Source organism: Microcystis sp. Msp_OC_L_20101000_S702, from assembly GCF_007095705.1.
GTDB classification, from domain to species: domain Bacteria; phylum Cyanobacteriota; class Cyanobacteriia; order Cyanobacteriales; family Microcystaceae; genus Microcystis; species Microcystis ichthyoblabe_A.
On sequence record NZ_SFBO01000195.1, the window covers coordinates 1 to 19,441 of the forward strand.

Consider the following 19,441-nt stretch of genomic DNA (forward strand, 5'->3'; position numbering starts at 1 on the left):
AAAGAGCCGTAAACTTGATTAACAATCGTCCTCGAAAATGTCTTGACTATCGTACCCCGAATGAGGTATTCTATAAAGGTAGATCAGACAGTGATGCAATTCAGACTTGAATTGGCCCTGTCTTAGCCGATTTCCACATTACCAGTCCCTTGAAACATCAGCCAAGAGAGGAAAAAATTAGCCACAAAAATCGCCAATAAAGAAGTTACCACAGCCGTGGTAGTGGATTGACCAACTCCTTTAGCACCGCCGGTGGTGGTTAAACCCCAACTGCAACCGATAATGGCAATTAAAATCCCAAAAATTAGGGACTTTAACATAGAACTAATTAAATCCCATGTTTGTAGAAAATTTTGGGCTGATTGTAAGAATAGGGAATAGGAAACACCGTAAAGACTATCAGAAATCAATAAACCACCCAGTAATCCCGTGACTAAAGAGATAATAGTGAGCAGGGGTAACATTAAACTACAGGCAATCACCCGGGGAATGACCAAATAATCGATCGGATCGGTTTTTAAAATATATAAAGCGTCAATTTGTTCTGTTACTCGCATTGTACCAATTTCGGCGGCAAAAGCCGAGCCAACTCTCCCCGCCACCACCACCGCAGTTAAAACCGGGGCTAATTCTCTTGTTAAAGCCAAGGAAAGGACTCCCCCAACAAAACTACCCGCCCCAAAAAAAATAAATTCTCTGGCTACCTGAATAGTGAAAACCATACCCACAAAAGCAGCAGTAATTAGGGCAATTGTCAAGGATTCTGGTCCAACAATGCTCATTTGTTCCAGAGTATTACGACGGTGGATTTTGCCATTAAGAATATGCAAAAAAGTTTGTCCCGCTAATAAACTGGCAGCGCCCAAACGCTGAAACCATAAACTTAAACCACTGGCAGCATCACTTTTCCTTGGCATTTGTCGAGGGACTATCGCTAAAATCTAACTTATTTTATTATAGGCGAGAATTTCCTCTGATTATCCCTCGATTGTGGGGACTTGCTTTGATGCCACTCGATCGAGGGATAAGAAACTATGGTTTTGTGCTGCCAGCAGGGGATAATAGAATTTCCAGTAGCCGTCAGCTATCAACCCTGATTCTTTATCCATGCCAGATTTACCGAAAATTATCCTGAGAAACCATAAAATTGATGCTGTTAAACGATTCCATCCTTGGATATTTTCCGGGGCGATTAAAGAGATGGAGGGGGAAGTCAAAGAGGGTGCTATCGTGGAGGTTTATAGCGATCGAGGCGAATATCTAGCCACTGGACTGTATAATCCTAGCAATATTGCCGTTAAAATTCTTTCTTTCCCAAAAGTCAGCGATATTGCTCAATTATTTCTCGAAAAATTCCAGAATGCCTATCAGCTGCGGCAACAAATCGGTTTAGTGGATAACCCGAAAACTAACTGTTATCGTTTAATTAACGCTGAAGGAGACGGTTTACCCAGTTTAATCGTCGATTGGTACAATGGCACGGCGGTTATTCAAGCTTATTCCTTAGCTTTATACCAACGTCTCGATCTGATTGTCGATTGTCTGAAAACTATCTACGCTGACAATTTACGGGCAGTTTACGATAAAAGTGCCGCAGTTTTAGCGAAAAGCGCCCATATTTCCGAAAATAAATACTTATTTGGTCAAAAAACCAGCGATGAGGTGTTAGAATCTGGCCATCGCTTTATTATTGATTGGGAAAAAGGACAAAAAACGGGATTTTTCCTCGATCAAAGGGAAAATAGAGCCTTATTATCTCAATATTCCCATAATAAACGGGTTTTAAATACTTTTTGCTACTCTGGCGGCTTTTCCGTCTATGCTATGCAAGCGGGGGCTGCCCTAGTCGATTCCGTTGATAGTTCCCACGGTGCGATCGATCTTACCGAAAAAAATATCGCCCTGAATAATCTCAGTCAAGTTCCCCATCAATCCTACAGCGCCGATGTTTTTAACTTCCTGCGCGACTGTCAGGAGGATTACGATCTGATTGTCCTCGATCCCCCCGCTTTTGCCAAAAGTATCCAATCCCGTCATCAGGCGGTTATGGCTTATAAAAGATTAAATTACCAAGCTTTCCAGAAAATTCGCCCCCAAGGTATTATTTTCACCTTTTCCTGTTCCCAAGTGGTTAACGAAGAACATTTTCAGGGGGCTGTCATGGCTGCCGCCATTGAATCGGCTCGCCCAGTGCGAATTTTAGCACGTTTAAGCCAACCGGCCGACCATCCCACCAGTATCTATCACTCGGAAGGTTCCTACCTGAAAGGATTGGTTTTAGCGGTGGATTGATGGAAAATTAAACGATTACCATCTGGATCATAGATGTAGATTTCCAGACCGTGGGAAGTTTGGCTAATTTCTCCCCTAGCACCATAGCCGATTTCGCTCCAATGCTCGATCGCTTTTTCGAGACTCTCCACCTCGAAACAAATGCTCATGCCACTGCCCCTAGAATCGCCAAATTCCTCTCTGTGGGACTCTTTAGGGCAAAAAAGACCTAACTTAAGGTTAATCAGCCTAAATTCCGCATAAACGGCGACAAAATAGGGGTTTGGTTCCTGTTGCAACAGTTGACAATAAAACTGCACCGAGCGATCGAAATTACTCGTTCCTAGGGCAATAAAAGCCTCTGTGTAATTGAATGGACTATCGGGGGGGTTATTCATTGGAGTTGGCAAGCTTTTTCAGTGATCGGTAAACAGTAAACTGATAACTGAATAACTGATAACTGTTTACTGATTCAAGATTGATGCTGCTACCGTTGTGGTTGACAATCTTTTGGCTAAAGTTCCACCAATGAAAGTATCTTCGGGTGGACATTGCTACTATTTATTGAATTTTAACATTTAATTTATAGGTGGCATTGCCGCGAGTTCCTCCTACAATTATTTCATAATTTCCAGTAGCAGGTAATTTTAGACTAGATTGGGTAGCTTCTGTTGTCAATATTTCCCCATTCGGTGCAATCACATCAAATACGGCATTATTTTCTAAGGATGTAATTTTCAGATCCATTCTCTGTCCTTGATTTGCTCTTAAGAGATAAATATTTCGACTCCCTCGCACAACCGATTGATTAACGGTGGCGCTATTAGTCCCTGGTGCAAACCGGATTTGAGACAATAAACAAGGTTGTCTTTGATAAACTTCTCGTCCCGTATTCAAAGAATCTGCGGTTAATGTCCAGATTGCTTGAGTTTTTTGGGTGTCTAACTCAATTTTTGTCGTGATATTTAAGTTTAACTGATTCCCCTTTTTTGTTCCTTGTAAGGTTTGAGTATAGGAACTATAATAAGCTGCTTGTTCATTATGAATTGTAGCTTCTACCCGACCCGTGACTTGATTTCCCTGAATATAAATCCTCGCGGTAGCATCCAGATTATCATTAGCGACCGAAAAACAATAACCTTGAATCGAAGAAGTGATAGACGCTTGAGCAACTTGTCGGGGGGAATGAATTGCCATCCCTGGTGTAACATTGACTAAACTTGCAAAAATGACTAGACATCCTAATAATTTCATCATCATCGGAACCATTCCAAGTTTTCACTAATACTAAACTAATTATCGCCCTAGCCACCATATTTAGGAGAAGTTCATTTATGAACTATTTTACCCGATTTTAAAGCATTTTGGTCTGTTTTTTTCCTCCGTTGATTAAGATTCGTCGATCTTACTATTATGGACCCTAACCCTAGAAAAATTAGAGCGGCTGTTACCGAAGGTTCAAAAACAGTTACCGGTGAATTTTGGATTAGATGTAATGTGCTTTCTATTTGGATGTTATAATCAGCTAAAGTTCGCCCCTCTTCTAAAACCCGCCAATTCAAAAATGGATTTTAGGTTCGATCCCCCCTTAGTCCCCCCTTGATAAGGGGGGTGCCGATCCCCCCTTAGTCCCCCCTTGATAAGGGGGGCATCTGATAATTTTTAACGCCTACCTACTTAATATTTCGCTAATCTCATCCAATTGGAAAGGCAAGATTTGAGAAAAAAAGTAGAAGTTAAGGAACGCGGAGCATTCGTTCTTCGATTTCTTGCCAGACGGTAGGGGAAATATTAACAGCCACTTTTTGGCAGCAGAGAATCAGGCTATTAATATAAAAATAATGGTTGTCTATATCGTCAATTTCGTAGTTGGATAAATTAAGTAATTCAGGCGTTAAATTAAAAGCAGTATTCCACATTTTAAATAATTGATCAAAAAATTCTTGACGTTCTTTTGTAGTTGCTTTATCATCAGGAATAATTTGTTTGAAAGCTTCTAAATCAGCGATTAATTGGGAAAAATTAACCTTAGAAATAATTCGATCCTGAGCAAATAAGTTAACTAACCGGACAAACTCATAGATGAGTTTGGGGGTATAGGACATCTCGGTGATTAAGTAGGTGATATCGGGGGCGTAGGCGTAGGCGATGGCGATGCAGTGGGTGATGCCGTAGACGTTGGCGATGGCGATGGCGATGATGACGGCGATGGCGATGGAGGCGATCGCTCTTCTTCCTACAGGTTTAATCGGACTATCAACAGAATCTTTAGTCATCTCATCTGCCCATTGTAAAATCGGCACTAATTTTTGACCGAGGGGCGTTTTAAGATAATTATGGGCTTCTTTCTCCATTGCTAATAACAATTTATCGGCTTTCCCTCGCATCAACCCTGCAACTAACAAAAACACCTCTTGCCAACGAGTTTCTGTTACATAATTCTTAACTGCTTCTTCAATCAAATCATTGTCATAGATATACTGAGCCGTGAGGTATTCCTGAAGGGTTAAATGAGAAAAAGAATAGACATCTCTCGCCCGCTCTACTAAAATTCCCTGTTCAATTTCAATGGTTTTTAATACTTTTTCGCCGTCCAGATGTTGCGGAGCATTTAAGTTTTGTTTAAGGTGATCTTTAATTTGCTTAACAACTTCTCGTTTTTCTAAAAAAAGTTTATCTGCTACAAAATTTTGATAAGCAATTTCAGATAGCAAAATTTCTTCTTGCTCAATACTGAGATTTTCATAAACTAAACCGCGATTAGGTAAACGTTTTTCGGCTGACCATTTTTCCAATAAAATTCGTAACGCATCTTGATAAAGGCGACTGCGATTTGTGGGAAAAGATTGATTTTCATCATAAACCAAACACAAAAAAGTCAACAATAACGGTGTATGAGCTAACTCTTTTGCACTTTTATACTCCTTTTTTTGCAACAGTTCCCAACAATTTTTAGCCGTCTCATTTTTCCGATCTAATTCCGAACTAAACCAATGTTCAATAAAACTTTGAATTTGCTGATCATCAAATTCGACAATTTCAATATCGGTAAATTGTCGAAGATGAGTTCTAGCAGCAGTGCGACAGGAGAGAATAAAACGATTTTTATGATGCCTATCTACAAAATCTTTGATTTTCTCGATTACATTATTCACATTAGCTGTTGGCACTTCATCCAAACCATCTAATAAAATTAGTAATTCCCCTTTTTCTAGTTTATTGCTAATATTTTTTTCCACATTGGGAAAACCACAGATTTTAAACTCCTCTTCAATTAATGCCTGAATATTAATCTCGTTTTCTTTAAAGTTTTTCAACTCCAGTAAAACAGGTGTTAGAGAATGCTGATAACTGTCTTTATTTCCCTTGAGAGCTTCTAGCCCAACTTTTCGCAAAAATGTAGATTTACCAATGCCGGGATCACCAAGTACCATTAAATATTGTTCTTGATTCGCCAAAAGTAAACCATCTTTTTTACCATCATCCCTAAAGTTAAACCGTCGCTGCTTACTCTCACGATATTTATTTTCTAAATTTTCATCATAATAATCCCTGACTAAATTCCCCAAACATTTGACATTAACATAAATTGACTCCAAATCCATCGGCTTAGACATTTTTAAAACCTTAATCATGCCGTGCCGATCCCAGTAACGTTGAGTATATTCCCGCAAAAAAAGATACTTTCCTTCTCTGATAAGCTGCCCGACATCTTTATTCAAAAAATCATTTTTATTAATACCCTCCCACCCCGATTTAATCGTTTGACCAATAAAATTATTAGTCAATGCCGTTACAATGGTTGTTTCAATTCCTGTCATAACTTAACCCCTGTAAACCCTCTGAAGTTCAGTATAAGCCAGAAAGCGGGTTTCCCAACAACTCAGAAACCCGCTGGCTCTTTTGGATTTGGTGGGTAAAATGTATTCTGAGATATAGTCCTGCTGACGAGGGAGTGGAGGGAACCACTCCAGACACAGAGGACACAAAGATCGATCGATCATATAGTAAGTTAAACTTATCACACAGAACCTAGAAGAGCCCAGAGAGGGGAGAGGAGAATAAATAAAAATAATCTCCTGAATCCCGACTCCTGAATCCTGATAACTGATTAAATGCCGTGACTTTTGCCGATTACCCAATGACGACGGAAGAAGCGAGCGAGCGAAGTTTCTTCTAAGGATAAGTAAATCGGTCTTCCGTGGGGACAAGTGCGGGGATTACGAGTATTTTGCCAATCATCGAGTAAATTCTGCATTTCTTCTAAACTTAAAGCTGTACCGTTGCGGATCGCACTACGGCAAGCGGTAGCAACCTGAGCGGTTTGTAAATCGCCCCCTAAACTTAATTCTAGTAAAGCATCAGCCCGATCCTCCCGTTCTTTTAGTAGAACAGGAATACTACGAATTGCCCAAGAGCGATCGCCAAAACTAGCAACTTCTAATCCTAAACGTTGTAATTGTTCGATTTGTCGAGTAGTTAACTGATTTAAGATGATCGGAGTATCTAACGGCACGATTTCCCAGTTATCCTCTAAACGTTCGTACAAAACCCGCTCATGGGCAATATGTTGTTCCACTAACCATAATCCGTTAGGATGTTCGGCAACTATATAAGTTTGGTGAATTTGAGCTAATGCCTTTAATTCCAGCCGATTTTTGCTGGATTTCTCCCCTATTATATAGGTGCTTTTTTCTTCGGCAGCCTTGAGAATTTGACTGACGCGCTGATTTTGCGCTTTTTCGGGTATATGTTCGGGATTTAGTCCTAAAGCCTTGTCTATGGCTGAAATTATCTGTTCTTGCCAAAAAACGAGGTTATGCAGGTATATTTCCGCTTTAGCTGGGTGACGATTCCAATCGATCGAACGAGGGTTAAGATGTAAATGGAGAAAACAAACGGGATAGCGATCTTTAGGGACTGTACGAGCGAAAGCTTGAAATATTGCCTGTTCTAACTCCGATGAGCGCACCATTCGCCCATTAACAGCAATTTTAACCCAATCCGGTTGATGGCGAGAAATGCGATCGGGCAAACCAATGACTAATTCAATTTGGGCAGATTCTGCGTCAGGAGTCGTTAAGTCAAGTTTTAGGGCTGCTAAATCGTTAAAATGCAGAGATTTAACTAATTGCGGTAATATTTGACTGGCATCCTTACCTGGACTAATGCGTAACCAATCTTGATGATCTTGGAAAACCTGCCAAGTAATTTGGGGATGACAGAGAGCAAAATTATGAATTAAAGTCTGTATATCCTTTAATTGTTTGTTAATTGACGGTAAAGCTTGACGACGCACAGGAAAGTTACCAAAGAGATTTTCTACCGTGACGATAGTGCCGATAGCTATAGGAATCGTTTCTAAATTATCCGGCTCGCCCTGGTGATTGTAAAGACAATAACAACCTAAATCATCGTCATGGCGACTGGCAACCCGCAGACGCGCCACCTGTGCGATACTGTGCAAAGCTTCACCACGGAATCCGAGACTGGTAATCTGCCAAATATCCTCCCGTTGGCGGATTTTGCTGGTACTGTGGGCATAGCTACACAGTTGCAAATCTTCTCTAGACATTCCCCTACCGTTATCCGATACTTGTATTCGCCAATTTTGGGGAGATATATCGATGGTAATCCTATCTGCCCCCGCATCAATGGCATTTTCGACTAATTCCCGCACCACAGCGCCTAAAGAGTCGATTACCTCTCCTGCGGCAATTAAATCGATTACGTCTTGGGGTAAAACTTGTATGGGCAAGGTCATCAATTAATGGTTTTAGCCAAGGGCAAACTCGATATATTGTCGCACAGGGGGTGCATGATTAAGGACTCCGCTCCCTAGCAATTTATCGGCGATCGCTGCTTCCTTGCCATCCCGCTGCACCGATCAAATATAGCGATAGTCCTGGAGCAAGTCCAATGATACTAAATCGGCAAAAATGTTGTTGATAGGCAATAATCCCTGATCGAGATAAGATTGATTCTGGTGATGATAGGGAAGACAGTAGTGAATAAACTAAGCATTCTGGTTTTACACGGACCGAATTTAAACCTATTGGGGAAAAGAGAGCCGAATCTCTACGGTAACATCAATTTAGAAGCGATTAACCAGTTTTTAAGTGAAGAAGCTACCCGTTTAGGGGTGAATTTAACCGCGCACCAGTCCAATCAGGAAGGGCAATTAGTGGACTGGATTCAGCAAGCATGGGGTCAGCATAACGGTATTTTGATTAATGCAGCAGCTTATACTCATACCAGTATCGCCATCCGCGACGCACTCTTAGGCACAAAAATCGCCTGTGTGGAAGTACACTTAAGCAATATTTACAAACGCGAGTCTTTTCGTCATCATTCCTACATTGCCGATATAGCCATCGGACAGATTAGCGGTTTTGGGGCCGAAAGTTATCGCTTAGGATTATGGGCATTAGTCGATTATTTGCAAAAGAATGGGAAAATTTAAGACAAATGCTGGAACTTCAGGCTTTTAAACCCAAATTTTCGATAAACTAGCGTAGAGGCCGTCTTTAGTTAATAAATCTTCATGGGTTCCCGATTCGACTAATTCCCCGCGTTTCAGGACAAGAATTCGATCGACATTGCGAATAGTAGAGAGACGATGGGCGATAATAATAGCAGTACGATCGACTAAAATCTGTTCTAAAGCTTCTTGAATTAATACTTCTGTCCCCACGTCTAAACTAGCAGTAGCTTCATCTAAAACTAAAATTTCGGGGTTACGAATAGCGACTCTCGCAAAAGCGAGTAATTGTTTTTGTCCTCCCGACAAATTTGCGCCCCGTTCGCGTAAAAGAGTATGATAACCATCCGGTAACTCCTCGATAAAGTGATCGATATTAGTTAATTTAGCCGCTGCCTTCACCTGCTCAAAATCATAATTTTCTCCTAAAGTAATATTGCGAGTAACATCTCCAGCAAAGAGAAAAGTTTCTTGGAGAATCACACCGATATAACGTCTTAATTCCGCTTGGGGAAGATAACGGATATCGATACCATCCACTAGAATTCTGCCCTTACTTGGTTCGTAAAGACGACAGAGAAGACGAATAATCGAACTTTTTCCCGCACCAGTGGGACCGACTAAAGCGACTTTTTCCCCCGGATTAATGGTAAAATTGAGACCTTTGATAATATATTCATCTGGTTTATAACCAAACCAAACATTTTCAAAAATAATCTCGCCAGTTTTAAGTTTTGCTGGGAAAGAAATCTCTTTATAATTGTTAGAATCAGTAATTTCAATGGGAATACTCATTAATTCCCCAATGCGTTCAATAGCAGTAAAACCCGATTGAAACATGGTAAATTTTTCGGCAAACTGACGCAGGGGATTAAAGAGACGTTGGGAGAATAAAATAAAAGCCGATAAAACCCCAAAATCAATGGTTTTTTGGAGAATAAAAATACCCCCTAACCATAATACTCCTGCCACGGCAATTAATCCGATCCATTCCAACGTAGCTGAGACGGCCGAATCATAAAAAATTGTTTTATCTAGGGAGCGACGATACTGAGTATTGGTAGCGCGAAACATTTCAGCGTTAAAGCGTTCGCGGCGAAATAATTGAACAATATTAACTCCGACTACATTTTCCTGTAATTGGGCATTAAGTTTTGATAATTGCTCGCGTACTTGATAGTTAGCGCTGCGATATTGTTTTTGAAAAAAGATAATTAAAGCAGTGACAGGAAATAACATCAACACCAACAATAGAGCTAATTGCCATTGCAGGGTAAACATGGTGAGGATAATAACTAAAATATTGACCAGATCACTGACAACTCCGATCGCCCCACTAGCAAAAACTTCTCCTAATGCTTCCACATCGCTGGTTAAACGAGTGACTAAACGTCCCACGGGAGAGCGATCAAAAAAACTAGAGGAAAGGGAAGTAACATGACTAAATAAATCTTCCCGGACATTAGCAGTAATTGACTGACCGACTTTCTGCACTAGATAACCTTGTGTTGTCCCTAAAATCAGTCGTAAAATAATCGAAACCGACAGGATAATAATTAGGGTATTAATGGCTGCTGTTAAGGGCATTTGAGACAAAAACCCCCAGGTTTGTTCCTTTTGCAAAAGGGAAACCGCTTGACCGATAATTAAGGGTTGGATCGCCCCCGTCAGAGATAGGGGAAAAAGAAGTATTAATGACCAAAATAGCAGGGCTTTTTGCTTTTTTGCGTAGGGAAGTAATCTTAATAATAAGCTCCAGTCATTTTCTTTGACCGGAGGGGACACAGGGGAGGATGATAGACTCATGAAGTGATTTCCCATGAAATTCTGGGCAGCAGGGGAGAAATTACGCCCCTATTGTTAACTTTTCTAACAGGCGATCGATTTGGAAATGTTCCCCCATTAATTCGCGAATACAAGCGACTTTTACCTGTTCCTGTAAGCGAATTTTCCCGAAGGCCTGATCGACGATTTCCACGGTACTGAGAGTATCTAAATTTACCGAGAGAATCGGTACTTCTAAATCCTCGGCCCGTCCCAAAATTAGGGGATCCGGAGAGATAGAACCAGTTAAGATCAAACAGGTGGTAGAAGTTTCTAGGGCAGCTAACTGGAGGTCTGTGCGATCGCCGCCCGTGATCACGGCCATATTTTCCCCCTTGCGAAAATATTCTAAAGCGGCGTTGACATTCATCGCCCCGATCGCTAAACTTTCTACCATCCAATCTAAACGATCAGGCCGACATAATACTTTGGCCCCCAAAAGATGGACAATTTCCCGAACACTAATACTACGCAATAATTTACTAGCAGGTAACAGTCCTAAAACTTCCACTCCTTGGCGGGAAAAATAGGGTTTCAGGAGAGATTGTACTTCCTCCCAATCATCGGCCGGGATATCACTAATCACTACCCCCAGCAGCTGATTATTTAATTCCTCTCTTGCTTTCAGCAGACTCTCGGCAATTAGGGGAGAACTATAGCGGGCCACCAATAGGATTGGAGTCTGGAGAATTTTGGCCATCTCCCCCATCGATAACTGAAAAATACTGCCTTCCCAGAGAGTCCCCGGCCCTTCGAGGAGGATAATATCACTGTTAACTCGATCGAGATAACCAGCAAGAATATTGCCGTAGTCCTGTTGATCTACACCTTGTAAACGTTTAGCAACGGAATCCGCATCAGTGTAGATCAGGGGTAAACGCAGCTGCTCGGGGGATAATTCTAATAATTGCCGAATAAATTCTACATCCTCATCGACCAATTGCCCATCGACGTAGCCCGGACAATTGCCCACTGGTTTGCCGTAACTTATCTCTAGTCCTTTTTGTCGCAAGAGATGCGCTAACCCGACGACAGTTCCCGATTTACCACTGAGGGGTTCCAGGGAAGAGATAAGTATAGATTTGGCTGATTTGGCCACGATTTGCTCCTTTTAACCCGTAAAATCCCGACTTTTATCATTCAAATTGCAGCAGTTTCCGATAAAATCCCTGCGAAAAGTCGGCCGAACCTAGCTGCTTAAAGGTTTTAATTGCACCGATGAGATACTCGATCAACTCGGCGTTAAGAATCGTCATCTCATAGCTTAGGTCGGCCTGTCCTTCAAATTGTAAACGACAACGGGTCAATTCCGAGGGCAATTTTGATACATACCAAGAGGCCACAAAGGGAATCCCTTCGCTATTTTCTATGTGACGACGACCTTCTAAAGCTCCTCCTTGATACAAAGCGATCGCATAGGGCAAGATACTATGTTTGTCCTTGGCATAGTAGGGCATATATACTAACACATCAGCCTTATTAGCGGGTTCCAATTGTTCGATCGTCGGCATAATTAGTCAATTCTTGGGTTCTCAGCCAAGTTACCAGTGAAACTGATATTTTCTATATATTTTAACCGATCGCCCCCATAATCTCCCGATCAAGAAAATAGGCAGATTTTACGGCCAGATCAGCTTTCTTCACTGAGGTGATCATCGGCTATAACTGGCATACTAACCCGAAAAACCGTGCCGGGGTAAGGGGAACTTGTTGGATCGGGATTAGGACTGATAAATTCAATCGTCCCCCCCATGCTGGTAATTAATTCTTTGGCGATCGCTAAACCCAATCCCGTACCAGGTATATCTCCCCCTGCTTGCACTCCCCGGTAGTGACGTTGAAAAATTCTTTCTTGATCACTCCTCGCTATACCATAACCTGTGTCTTTAAAAACAATTTCTACACTATTCTTAACATTTTTTACCTCGACGGTGACTTTTCCGCCAGCAGGAGTATATTTGAGAGCATTATCAATTAAATTGCTGAATACTTCCCGCAAACCGGGGATATTGGCCCGAATAAGTGGTATGTCTTCCCCGTGAATCGTTTCTAGACTGAGATTTCTCTCTTTGGCTACAGCCTGGGCCGAAAGGAGCAGCGGATCGAGAATATCATGGAGATTGATCGGAGTTAGTTGGCTGCTGCCAGCAGGCAAGAGAAAGGTGGTGGGGGAAGATTGCGCTTGCAGGAGAGGAATATCGACGGTGGGGTAATTTTCGCTTTCTTGCTGAATTTGTGCCTCAAATTCGGCAATTAAGTCCCGAACTCGATCGCTTTCCCTCAATATACCGGTAATGGCAGGATCGTTACCTTCTTCGGCTAAAAGCCTTTTGAGTAGAAGTTTACCAAAGGTTTTTAAAGCGGTAAGGGGATTGCGGATTTGATGGAGAAAAGTATCGAGGCGCTGACGTTGCCATTGTCGATAATAACGTTCTTCTCCCAATTGGCGATCGAGTACACAGGCTAAAGCGAGGGTTTGGGTGATTTTTGCCATCTGGGTTAATTCCGAACTTTGCCAAGGTCGTTTTTCTCTGGTTGTCACCAATAATCCGATCATGCCCTCTTCATACATTAAGGGTAAAAACAAGCGATGACCGCTGACAGTCTCCTGATTACTCCAGAGGTGGGATAAATCTTCTAACTTAACCGCAGTTAACAAGTCAGCCGCCGGTTGCCCTGGTTGCAAGGAAAGCCGCTTTTTTTGGGGAGAAGGGGGATTAAAGGGCGGATAAACAACGACTGGGATTAAATTACTCGATAAAGGTTCAGTTAAATAAACCGCACTTCTGTCTGCTTCCATTTGCTCCCGCAAAAGTTCCATCTGTGCCTGACACAGGGCAATAAAATCATCACTCAGGGGAGTCCGGGAGGGGGAGGAGAAGGGCATACTAGGAAAGTAAAAAGTAAAAAATCAGAAAACCTTGATAAAGCTAGGGTTACGAGTTTTATTTCCCAGTTGACAGGGGAGAGAATGACTCTCTCCTTGGGTCGGGTGCAGCCAGTAAAAAGCAATTAGGATAAGGGTTTGGTCACTGTTTTCGGGGTGGATCACGGTATATATTAAAAAAAGTTTAAAAATAATAAGTTTTGTATCGGGATTTGGGGCTGTGTTTTTGTCAGAAAAACTTAAACATAGTCCCAGTCTAGCTTCCGGTCAAACTTGTCCGTAATTGGCTTTCTAAGGGACACTTGATTTCTCGATCTAGAAGGGATATAATCGCTACGGCTTTTGTAACTATCATTACAACGATTAGCCAAAACAGGAGGTAATTGGGTTGGCCAGAAAACGGAAACGTAAGAGTCGCCGTCGTCAAGAAGGACGTAAGATACTTGAACTTGTACCCCAGTATAGTATTGAAAGTGGCGAAGATAAACCCGTAACTGCGGCGCGTAAGTATATTCAAGCTATAGGCATTAGCCCACCAGCTTTATTGGTTGTTAAGCGTAACGAGCATACAACCGATCGCTATTTCTGGGCTGAAAAAGGACTGTTTGGAGCGCAATATGTGGAGGAAAACCACTTCCTTTTCCCAAGCTTGCGCGATCTGCAGCCCCAGCCTCAGCCCGTCAAAGCACCGGTAGCAGTTGCCAAATAACTCAAAGGACTATTAATCGTATCATGGAAAGTGAACTCGTTTACAGAAAAGTAAACGAGTTTTTTTTGAGGATAAGAGGAGCGGGGACCTTTAAGTGATCAGTAATCAGTAAACTGAAAACTCACATCTGATTACCGAAAAGGCGGACAGCTAAGGAGGGAATGGGGTTATGAGAATCTTTTAGGGATTATTTAGGCTAATTTTGGCTTTAAATCGCTTTAATCAATTAAATTTTCTCATTTAAACCCGATAGGATTGCTGAGGTAATAAATTATTTTCGATCAGGATCGTAAAGTTCAACCTTTAAGGTATGATTGGGAACATTAATTATTTTTTTATGTATTGCACTAGAACGTAGAGGGCAAGCAGCAGTGATTAGAGTAGCGATCAATGGTTTCGGACGGATTGGACGTAATTTCCTAAGATGTTGGTTAGGACGGACTAATAGTGGCTTAGAAGTAGTGGGGATCAATGATACATCCGATCCCCGGAGTAACGCTCACCTGCTCAAGTATGACTCGATGTTAGGCAAACTTAACGCTAATATCGATGCCGATGATAATTCTTTAATTGTTAACGGTAAAACCATTAAATGTTATTCCGATCGCAATCCCCTCAATCTGCCCTGGGCAGAATGGGGTGTAGATTTAGTGATCGAAGCTACCGGTGTTTTCGTTGATGAAGAGGGCGCTTCTAAGCATATTGTCGCAGGAGCTAAAAAAGTCCTCATTACCGCACCGGGTAAAGGTTCGGGAGTGGGAACCTATGTAGTTGGTGTCAACGCTCACGAATACGAACACGATAAATACAATGTCATTAGCAATGCCAGTTGTACGACTAACTGTCTTGCTCCTGTTGTCAAAGTGATTCACGAAAACTTCGGCATCATCAAAGGGACGATGACCACCACCCACAGTTACACTGGTGATCAACGGATTCTGGATGCTAGTCACCGGGATCTGCGTCGCGCTCGCGCCGCCGCCGTTAACATCGTTCCCACCTCCACCGGTGCCGCTAAAGCTGTAGCCTTAGTTATCCCCGACATGAAAGGGAAACTTAACGGTATCGCTCTGCGTGTACCCACTCCTAACGTTTCTGTGGTGGATTTAGTGGCGCAAGTGGAAAAAAGCACGATCGCGGAACAGGTAAACGAAGTCCTCAAAGAAGCTTCGGAAAATTCTTTAAAAGGAATTCTCGAATATAATGATTTACCCCTCGTTTCCTCTGATTATCGCGGTGTTGATGCCTCCTCGATCATTGATGCTAGTCTCACCATGGTGATGGGTGGCGATATGGTGAAAGTTATCGCTTGGTACGATAACGAATGGGGTTACTCCCAACGGGTGGTTGATCTCGCTGAAGTCGTTGCCAGCAAGTGGAAAGGCTAAATCAGTGATCAGTCAACTGTAATCGGTGAACAGTGGGCGTTAATTAGGAGTCAGGAGTGGTTAGTGATAACTGACTAACTGATAACTGTTAACTGATAAGTGATAAATTCTCACCGAAAAAGCGCCGATAGATTCCCTCTGTCACCAATTGAGCGGTGATTAGGTTAGCTAGGGCAATCATAAACAGGATCAGTATCTGGTAGGAAGCGGCGTTTAAAGGTTCACTTCCTGCCAATACCTGTCCGGTGAACATTCCGGGTAAACTGACTAAACCCACCACCATCATCTGATTGAGGGTGGGTATTAAACTAGCTCGAATCGCTGCTTTTTGGTAAGATGCGATCGCTTGTTGAGGGGTTGCCCCTAAACAAAGATGGGTTTCGATTTCTAAACGGTGACTTTTAATGGCACTGCTTAATCTTTCCCCGGCTAAAGAGGCACTATTCATGGCATTGCCTAACACCATCCCCGTCAAGGGAATCAAGTATTGGGGTGAGTACCATTGTTCTGGTTGAATAATTAAAGCGATCGCATAACCTAAAGTTAGACAGCTACTAATCAATAAAGAGCCAAAAACTAGGGGTAATAAGCCTTTATCTCGGCTATCAATGCGATTTTTAGCAACAATAGTCGCGATAGTCATCATTACTGCCAAAATCCCCAGCACGGCTAGAGGATTATCCAGGGAAAAAATAAAGGCGATAACGTAGCCTACCACTAATAATTGCAGGATCGATCGACCGGTCGCCAATAATAATTGGCCCTCTAGAGCTAAATTTGACCAACGGGAGAGGATTAAACAAATACCCATCATCCCCAAAGCCCAACCCAAGTCCACCAGATTTAGTTCTACTAATCCATCCATAAAAATAAAAGAAACAAATTACAACAATACTTAATCTATAATAGGGGTTACGCATTGTACAAATTCACCATGATGTGTATGAACGAAAATCCGTCGTTTCAGACTTTTGGCGATTAACTTCCGATCAATAGCGATCGCTCAAAAGTCATCAAAAAATCACGTTAAAATGCCCAGAACCCATACCTCGTATTTGGTCGATCTTGTCAATGCGTAAGTCCTATATAAATAGCAAGTTTATAATTATTTTTGACCGAAAATTTGAGTACAAGCCCCGCCCTTTAGTGTAGGGTTGGGCGGCTCCACTTAAATATATATTGTCAACTTAAAGAATTTTGTGCTAAGATATTGATACTCGGTCGAGCAGTGTCAAAATGTTTGTACTAGAATACAAGGTTAAGCCAAAACCTAATCAGATAGAAGCCATTAACGAAGCAATACGGACAACCCAATTTGTTCGGAATAAAGTTCTGCGTTATTGGATGGATAATCAGGGTGTTGGCAAAACAGAGTTATTTCGATACAACACAGCATTAAGGAAAGAGTTTAAATTTGTTGATGATTTAAACTCCCATGCTTGCCAGACTGCCGTAGAAAGAACCTTGCGGGCAATTACTCGGTTTTACGATAATTGCCAAAATAAAGTTAAAGGAAAGAAAGGCTACCCTAAGTTTAAAAAACATTCCCGTTCTGTTGAGTATAAAGTGTCTGGATGGAAGCTATCAAAAGATAAACGTCATATTACCTTTACAGACAAAAAAGGTATTGGCACTCTTAAACTGATTGGCTCTAGAGATATTAATTACTATCAACCAGACCAGATTAAACGGGTAAGAATCCTTAATCGTGCCGATGGTTATTATGTGCAGTTTTGCCTTAAATTAGACCCCAGAGACACGGTTAAGCCTTTAACACCCTCCCAGAAAGCCACTGGGATTGATGTTGGATTAAAGTTTTTCTTAGTAGATAGCGAAGGCCATCAAATTGATTGTCCGAACTACTATCGAAAAGCTGAAAAACAACTAAACCGATTAAACAGGAAAAAGTCGAAGAAATACCGCAAGGGTAAAAAACAATCTCGTAATTATCACAAAGCTAGAAAGCGATATGCTCGGAAACATTTAAGAGTAAGTAGGCAACGAGAAGAGTTTGTCAAGAGTGTGGCACTCCGTTTAGTTAAGTCTAACGACTTAATCGCGTATGAAGACTTGAATATCAAAGGCATGGTTAAGAATCGTCATTTAGCTAAGTCGATAACTGATGCAGGATGGTCTGTTTTTAGGCAATGGCTAGAGTATTTTGGGGACAAATACTGCAAGTTAACTATCGCTGTCTCACCTCATAATACGTCTCAAAATTGTTCTAATTGTGGACAAAAAGTCCAAAAGTCGCTATCTACTCGAACCCATGTTTGTCCTCATTGTGGATATACAGATTGTCGAGACAGAAACGCCGCTTTAAACATCTTGCAAAAGGGATTAAGTAGCGTGGGGCGCACGCAAACTTTAAACGCTTCGGGAGAGATTCCCTCTTGGTTGGTTGGAGAAATCCTGCTTGCTAACGGAGACTCAATGAACGAAGAATCCCCGTCTCTTTAGAGCGGGGAGCGTCAATAATTATTCCTTCTTTTCGCCGACAAATCCCGATTAGTCTCTAATTTGAGTGAAAGCGCGTGAGTACAATTCCCCCCGTCGATTTATCCCGTCAATACCAAGTCATCAGCGAAGAAGCTAACCATGCCGTGTTAGAAATCCTCCGTTCTGGGCGCTATATTGGCGGTGAAGCTGTGAGCGAATTAGAACGACAATTTGCCCTCTATCATGGTGTTAGCGATTGTGTCGCCTGTAATTCGGGAACCGATGCCCTTTATCTGGCACTGCGCTCCCTCGGTATTCAAGCGGGGGATGAAGTAATTACTTCCACTTTTTCGTTTATTGCCACCGCCGAAGCGATTAATTTAGTCGGGGCAGTGCCGGTTTTTGTCGATATCGATATTAATACTTTTAACCTCGATGTGGCACTGTTGGAAAAAGCGCTTACTCCCCAGACTAAAGCGATTATCCCAGTACACCTTTTTGGGCAATCTGTCAATATGTCTGAGGTAGTAAATTTCGCTCGTTCTCATAATTTATTGGTCATTGAGGATTGCGCTCAGGCAACGGGAGCAGAATGGTATGGCCAGAAAGTGGGGAGTATCGGCGATATTGGCTGTTTTAGCTTCTTTCCCACCAAAAATTTAGGCGGTTGTGGCGATGGTGGCGCAATTACCACCAATAACCCCGAGTTAGCGGCACAAATTCGCATGGTTAAAGAACATGGGAGCAAGGTGCGTTATTTTCATGAGGTAATCGGTGTCAATAGCCGCTTAGATGCCATTCAAGCGGTTATTTTGCAAATTAAGCTAAAATATCTCGATTTTTGGAATAATCAACGGATCGAGATTGCCCAACGTTATCGGGAATTACTGCAACCTTTGCCTAATATCACTTTACCTACCGCTTTAGCCGGAGGTAAGCACGTTTGGAATCAGTACACAATCCTAACGGAAAATCGTGACCAAATTCGGGCAGCTTTGCAGGAAAAAGATGTCCTATCCATGGTTTATTATCCGATTCCCCTACATTTACAGCCGGTTTATCAGTATTTAGGCTATAAAAAAGGTGATTTACCCATGGCTGAATTGGCCAGTGAAAAAGTGTTATCTTTGCCTATGTTCCCCGATTTAAGCTGCGAGGAACAACAACAGGTAGCCTACGCGCTGAAAGATTGTTTGCATAGTTCCTAAGTTATCAGTGGGAATTATGAATTATGAATTATGAATTAAGTAGGTAGGTGTTAAAAATTGTCAGATTCCTCCCCTTATTAAGCTATCCATTAGTCACATCTTTCTTAACATAAAATTTGGTAATGATTCGGTAGTAGTGGCGTAGCTCTCTTGCTTACCTGGTATGAATTGTGTAAAATATTTATTAATAAAAATAATTGGAACCCGATCAGTCTTTAAACCTCTAGCTTGATC

General features: G+C 41.8%; 17 protein-coding genes and 1 pseudogene. 7 read left to right on the forward strand and 11 right to left on the reverse strand.

All coding sequences use genetic code 11. The annotated features are described in order from the left end of the window. Positions 1 to 110: pseudogene (locus EWV60_RS20170) on the forward strand (IS30 family transposase); the annotation flags it as partial. Positions 111 to 122: 12 nt separating this feature from the next. Here EWV60_RS20170 and EWV60_RS20175 read toward each other — a convergent pair. Beyond that, positions 123 to 917 carry an MlaE family lipid ABC transporter permease subunit gene (locus EWV60_RS20175; protein ID WP_002735680.1) on the reverse strand — a complete coding sequence of 265 codons (795 nt, stop codon included), beginning with the start codon at positions 915 to 917 and terminating at the stop codon, positions 123 to 125. 60 nt (positions 918 to 977) lie between these two features. Continuing rightward, positions 978 to 1,109, reverse strand: a complete 132-nt coding sequence (locus EWV60_RS20180; protein ID WP_002737283.1) for a hypothetical protein — start codon at positions 1,107 to 1,109, stop codon at positions 978 to 980. Here EWV60_RS20180 and EWV60_RS20185 point away from each other — a divergent pair. Beyond that, complete coding sequence (locus tag EWV60_RS20185; protein ID WP_287234282.1) at positions 1,108 to 2,292, forward strand: class I SAM-dependent rRNA methyltransferase; 1,185 nt, start codon at positions 1,108 to 1,110, stop codon at positions 2,290 to 2,292. The genes EWV60_RS20180 and EWV60_RS20185 overlap by 2 nt on opposite strands. On the opposite strand, the gene EWV60_RS20190 is transcribed toward EWV60_RS20185, so the two are convergent. From EWV60_RS20190 to mutL, 4 genes are all read right to left on the reverse strand, one after another. Continuing rightward, positions 2,259 to 2,669, reverse strand: coding sequence for a VOC family protein (locus EWV60_RS20190; RefSeq protein ID WP_287234284.1), 411 nt, complete (start codon positions 2,667 to 2,669; stop codon positions 2,259 to 2,261). The two genes, EWV60_RS20185 and EWV60_RS20190, sit on opposite strands and share 34 nt — an antisense overlap. Before the next feature lie 163 nt (positions 2,670 to 2,832). Next, positions 2,833 to 3,540, reverse strand: coding sequence for a hypothetical protein (locus EWV60_RS20195; protein WP_002773219.1), 708 nt, complete (start codon positions 3,538 to 3,540; stop codon positions 2,833 to 2,835). Positions 3,541 to 4,007: 467 nt separating this feature from the next. Continuing rightward, entirely contained in the window at positions 4,008 to 6,092 is a 2,085-nt protein-coding gene (locus tag EWV60_RS20200; RefSeq protein WP_287234286.1) for an NACHT domain-containing protein, read from the reverse strand. A 290-nt stretch (positions 6,093 to 6,382) separates the two neighbouring features. Then, the gene (mutL, locus tag EWV60_RS20205; protein WP_002773214.1) at positions 6,383 to 8,035 is read right to left on the reverse strand and encodes a DNA mismatch repair endonuclease MutL; all 1,653 of its coding nucleotides are present in this window, start codon (positions 8,033 to 8,035) and stop codon (positions 6,383 to 6,385) included. Positions 8,036 to 8,278: 243 nt separating this feature from the next. Here mutL and aroQ point away from each other — a divergent pair, with 243 nt between their 5' ends. Then, positions 8,279 to 8,734: a type II 3-dehydroquinate dehydratase gene (aroQ, locus tag EWV60_RS20210; protein ID WP_002734113.1), complete on the forward strand. Its 456-nt coding sequence runs from the start codon at positions 8,279 to 8,281 to the stop codon at positions 8,732 to 8,734. 24 nt (positions 8,735 to 8,758) lie between these two features. Here aroQ and EWV60_RS20215 read toward each other — a convergent pair whose 3' ends face one another. From EWV60_RS20215 to EWV60_RS20230, 4 genes are all read right to left on the reverse strand, one after another. Continuing rightward, positions 8,759 to 10,558, reverse strand: coding sequence for an ABC transporter ATP-binding protein (locus EWV60_RS20215; protein WP_287234289.1), 1,800 nt, complete (start codon positions 10,556 to 10,558; stop codon positions 8,759 to 8,761). A gap of 40 nt (positions 10,559 to 10,598) precedes the next feature. Then, on the reverse strand, positions 10,599 to 11,675 hold the full coding sequence (locus EWV60_RS20220; RefSeq protein WP_287234291.1) for a phosphotransacetylase family protein: 1,077 nt from the start codon (positions 11,673 to 11,675) through the stop codon (positions 10,599 to 10,601). A 37-nt stretch (positions 11,676 to 11,712) separates the two neighbouring features. Further along, positions 11,713 to 12,087, reverse strand: coding sequence for a type IV pilus biogenesis protein EbsA (gene ebsA / locus EWV60_RS20225; protein WP_287234293.1), 375 nt, complete (start codon positions 12,085 to 12,087; stop codon positions 11,713 to 11,715). Between the two features lie 119 nt (positions 12,088 to 12,206). Beyond that, entirely contained in the window at positions 12,207 to 13,463 is a 1,257-nt protein-coding gene (locus EWV60_RS20230) for a GAF domain-containing sensor histidine kinase (RefSeq protein ID WP_103111117.1), read from the reverse strand. A gap of 388 nt (positions 13,464 to 13,851) precedes the next feature. On the opposite strand from EWV60_RS20230, the gene EWV60_RS20235 reads away from it, so the two are divergent. Together EWV60_RS20235 and EWV60_RS20240 are read left to right on the forward strand one after the other, a co-directional pair. After that, complete coding sequence (locus EWV60_RS20235; protein ID WP_002732265.1) at positions 13,852 to 14,172, forward strand: DUF3155 domain-containing protein; 321 nt, start codon at positions 13,852 to 13,854, stop codon at positions 14,170 to 14,172. Positions 14,173 to 14,543: 371 nt separating this feature from the next. After that, on the forward strand, positions 14,544 to 15,560 hold the full coding sequence (locus tag EWV60_RS20240) for a type I glyceraldehyde-3-phosphate dehydrogenase (RefSeq protein WP_002731954.1): 1,017 nt from the start codon (positions 14,544 to 14,546) through the stop codon (positions 15,558 to 15,560). An 88-nt stretch (positions 15,561 to 15,648) separates the two neighbouring features. Here EWV60_RS20240 and EWV60_RS20245 read toward each other — a convergent pair whose 3' ends face one another. After that, positions 15,649 to 16,425 carry an ABC transporter permease gene (locus EWV60_RS20245; protein WP_002734326.1) on the reverse strand — a complete coding sequence of 259 codons (777 nt, stop codon included), beginning with the start codon at positions 16,423 to 16,425 and terminating at the stop codon, positions 15,649 to 15,651. Between the two features lie 371 nt (positions 16,426 to 16,796). Between EWV60_RS20245 and EWV60_RS20250 the strand changes: the two genes are divergently transcribed. After that, a complete protein-coding gene (locus tag EWV60_RS20250) occupies positions 16,797 to 18,020 on the forward strand; it encodes an RNA-guided endonuclease InsQ/TnpB family protein (protein WP_002773207.1) in 1,224 nt (407 codons plus the stop codon). A 74-nt stretch (positions 18,021 to 18,094) separates the two neighbouring features. Continuing rightward, the gene (locus EWV60_RS20255; protein ID WP_002773205.1) at positions 18,095 to 19,207 is read left to right on the forward strand and encodes a DegT/DnrJ/EryC1/StrS family aminotransferase; all 1,113 of its coding nucleotides are present in this window, start codon (positions 18,095 to 18,097) and stop codon (positions 19,205 to 19,207) included. Positions 19,208 to 19,441 lie beyond the last annotated feature (234 nt).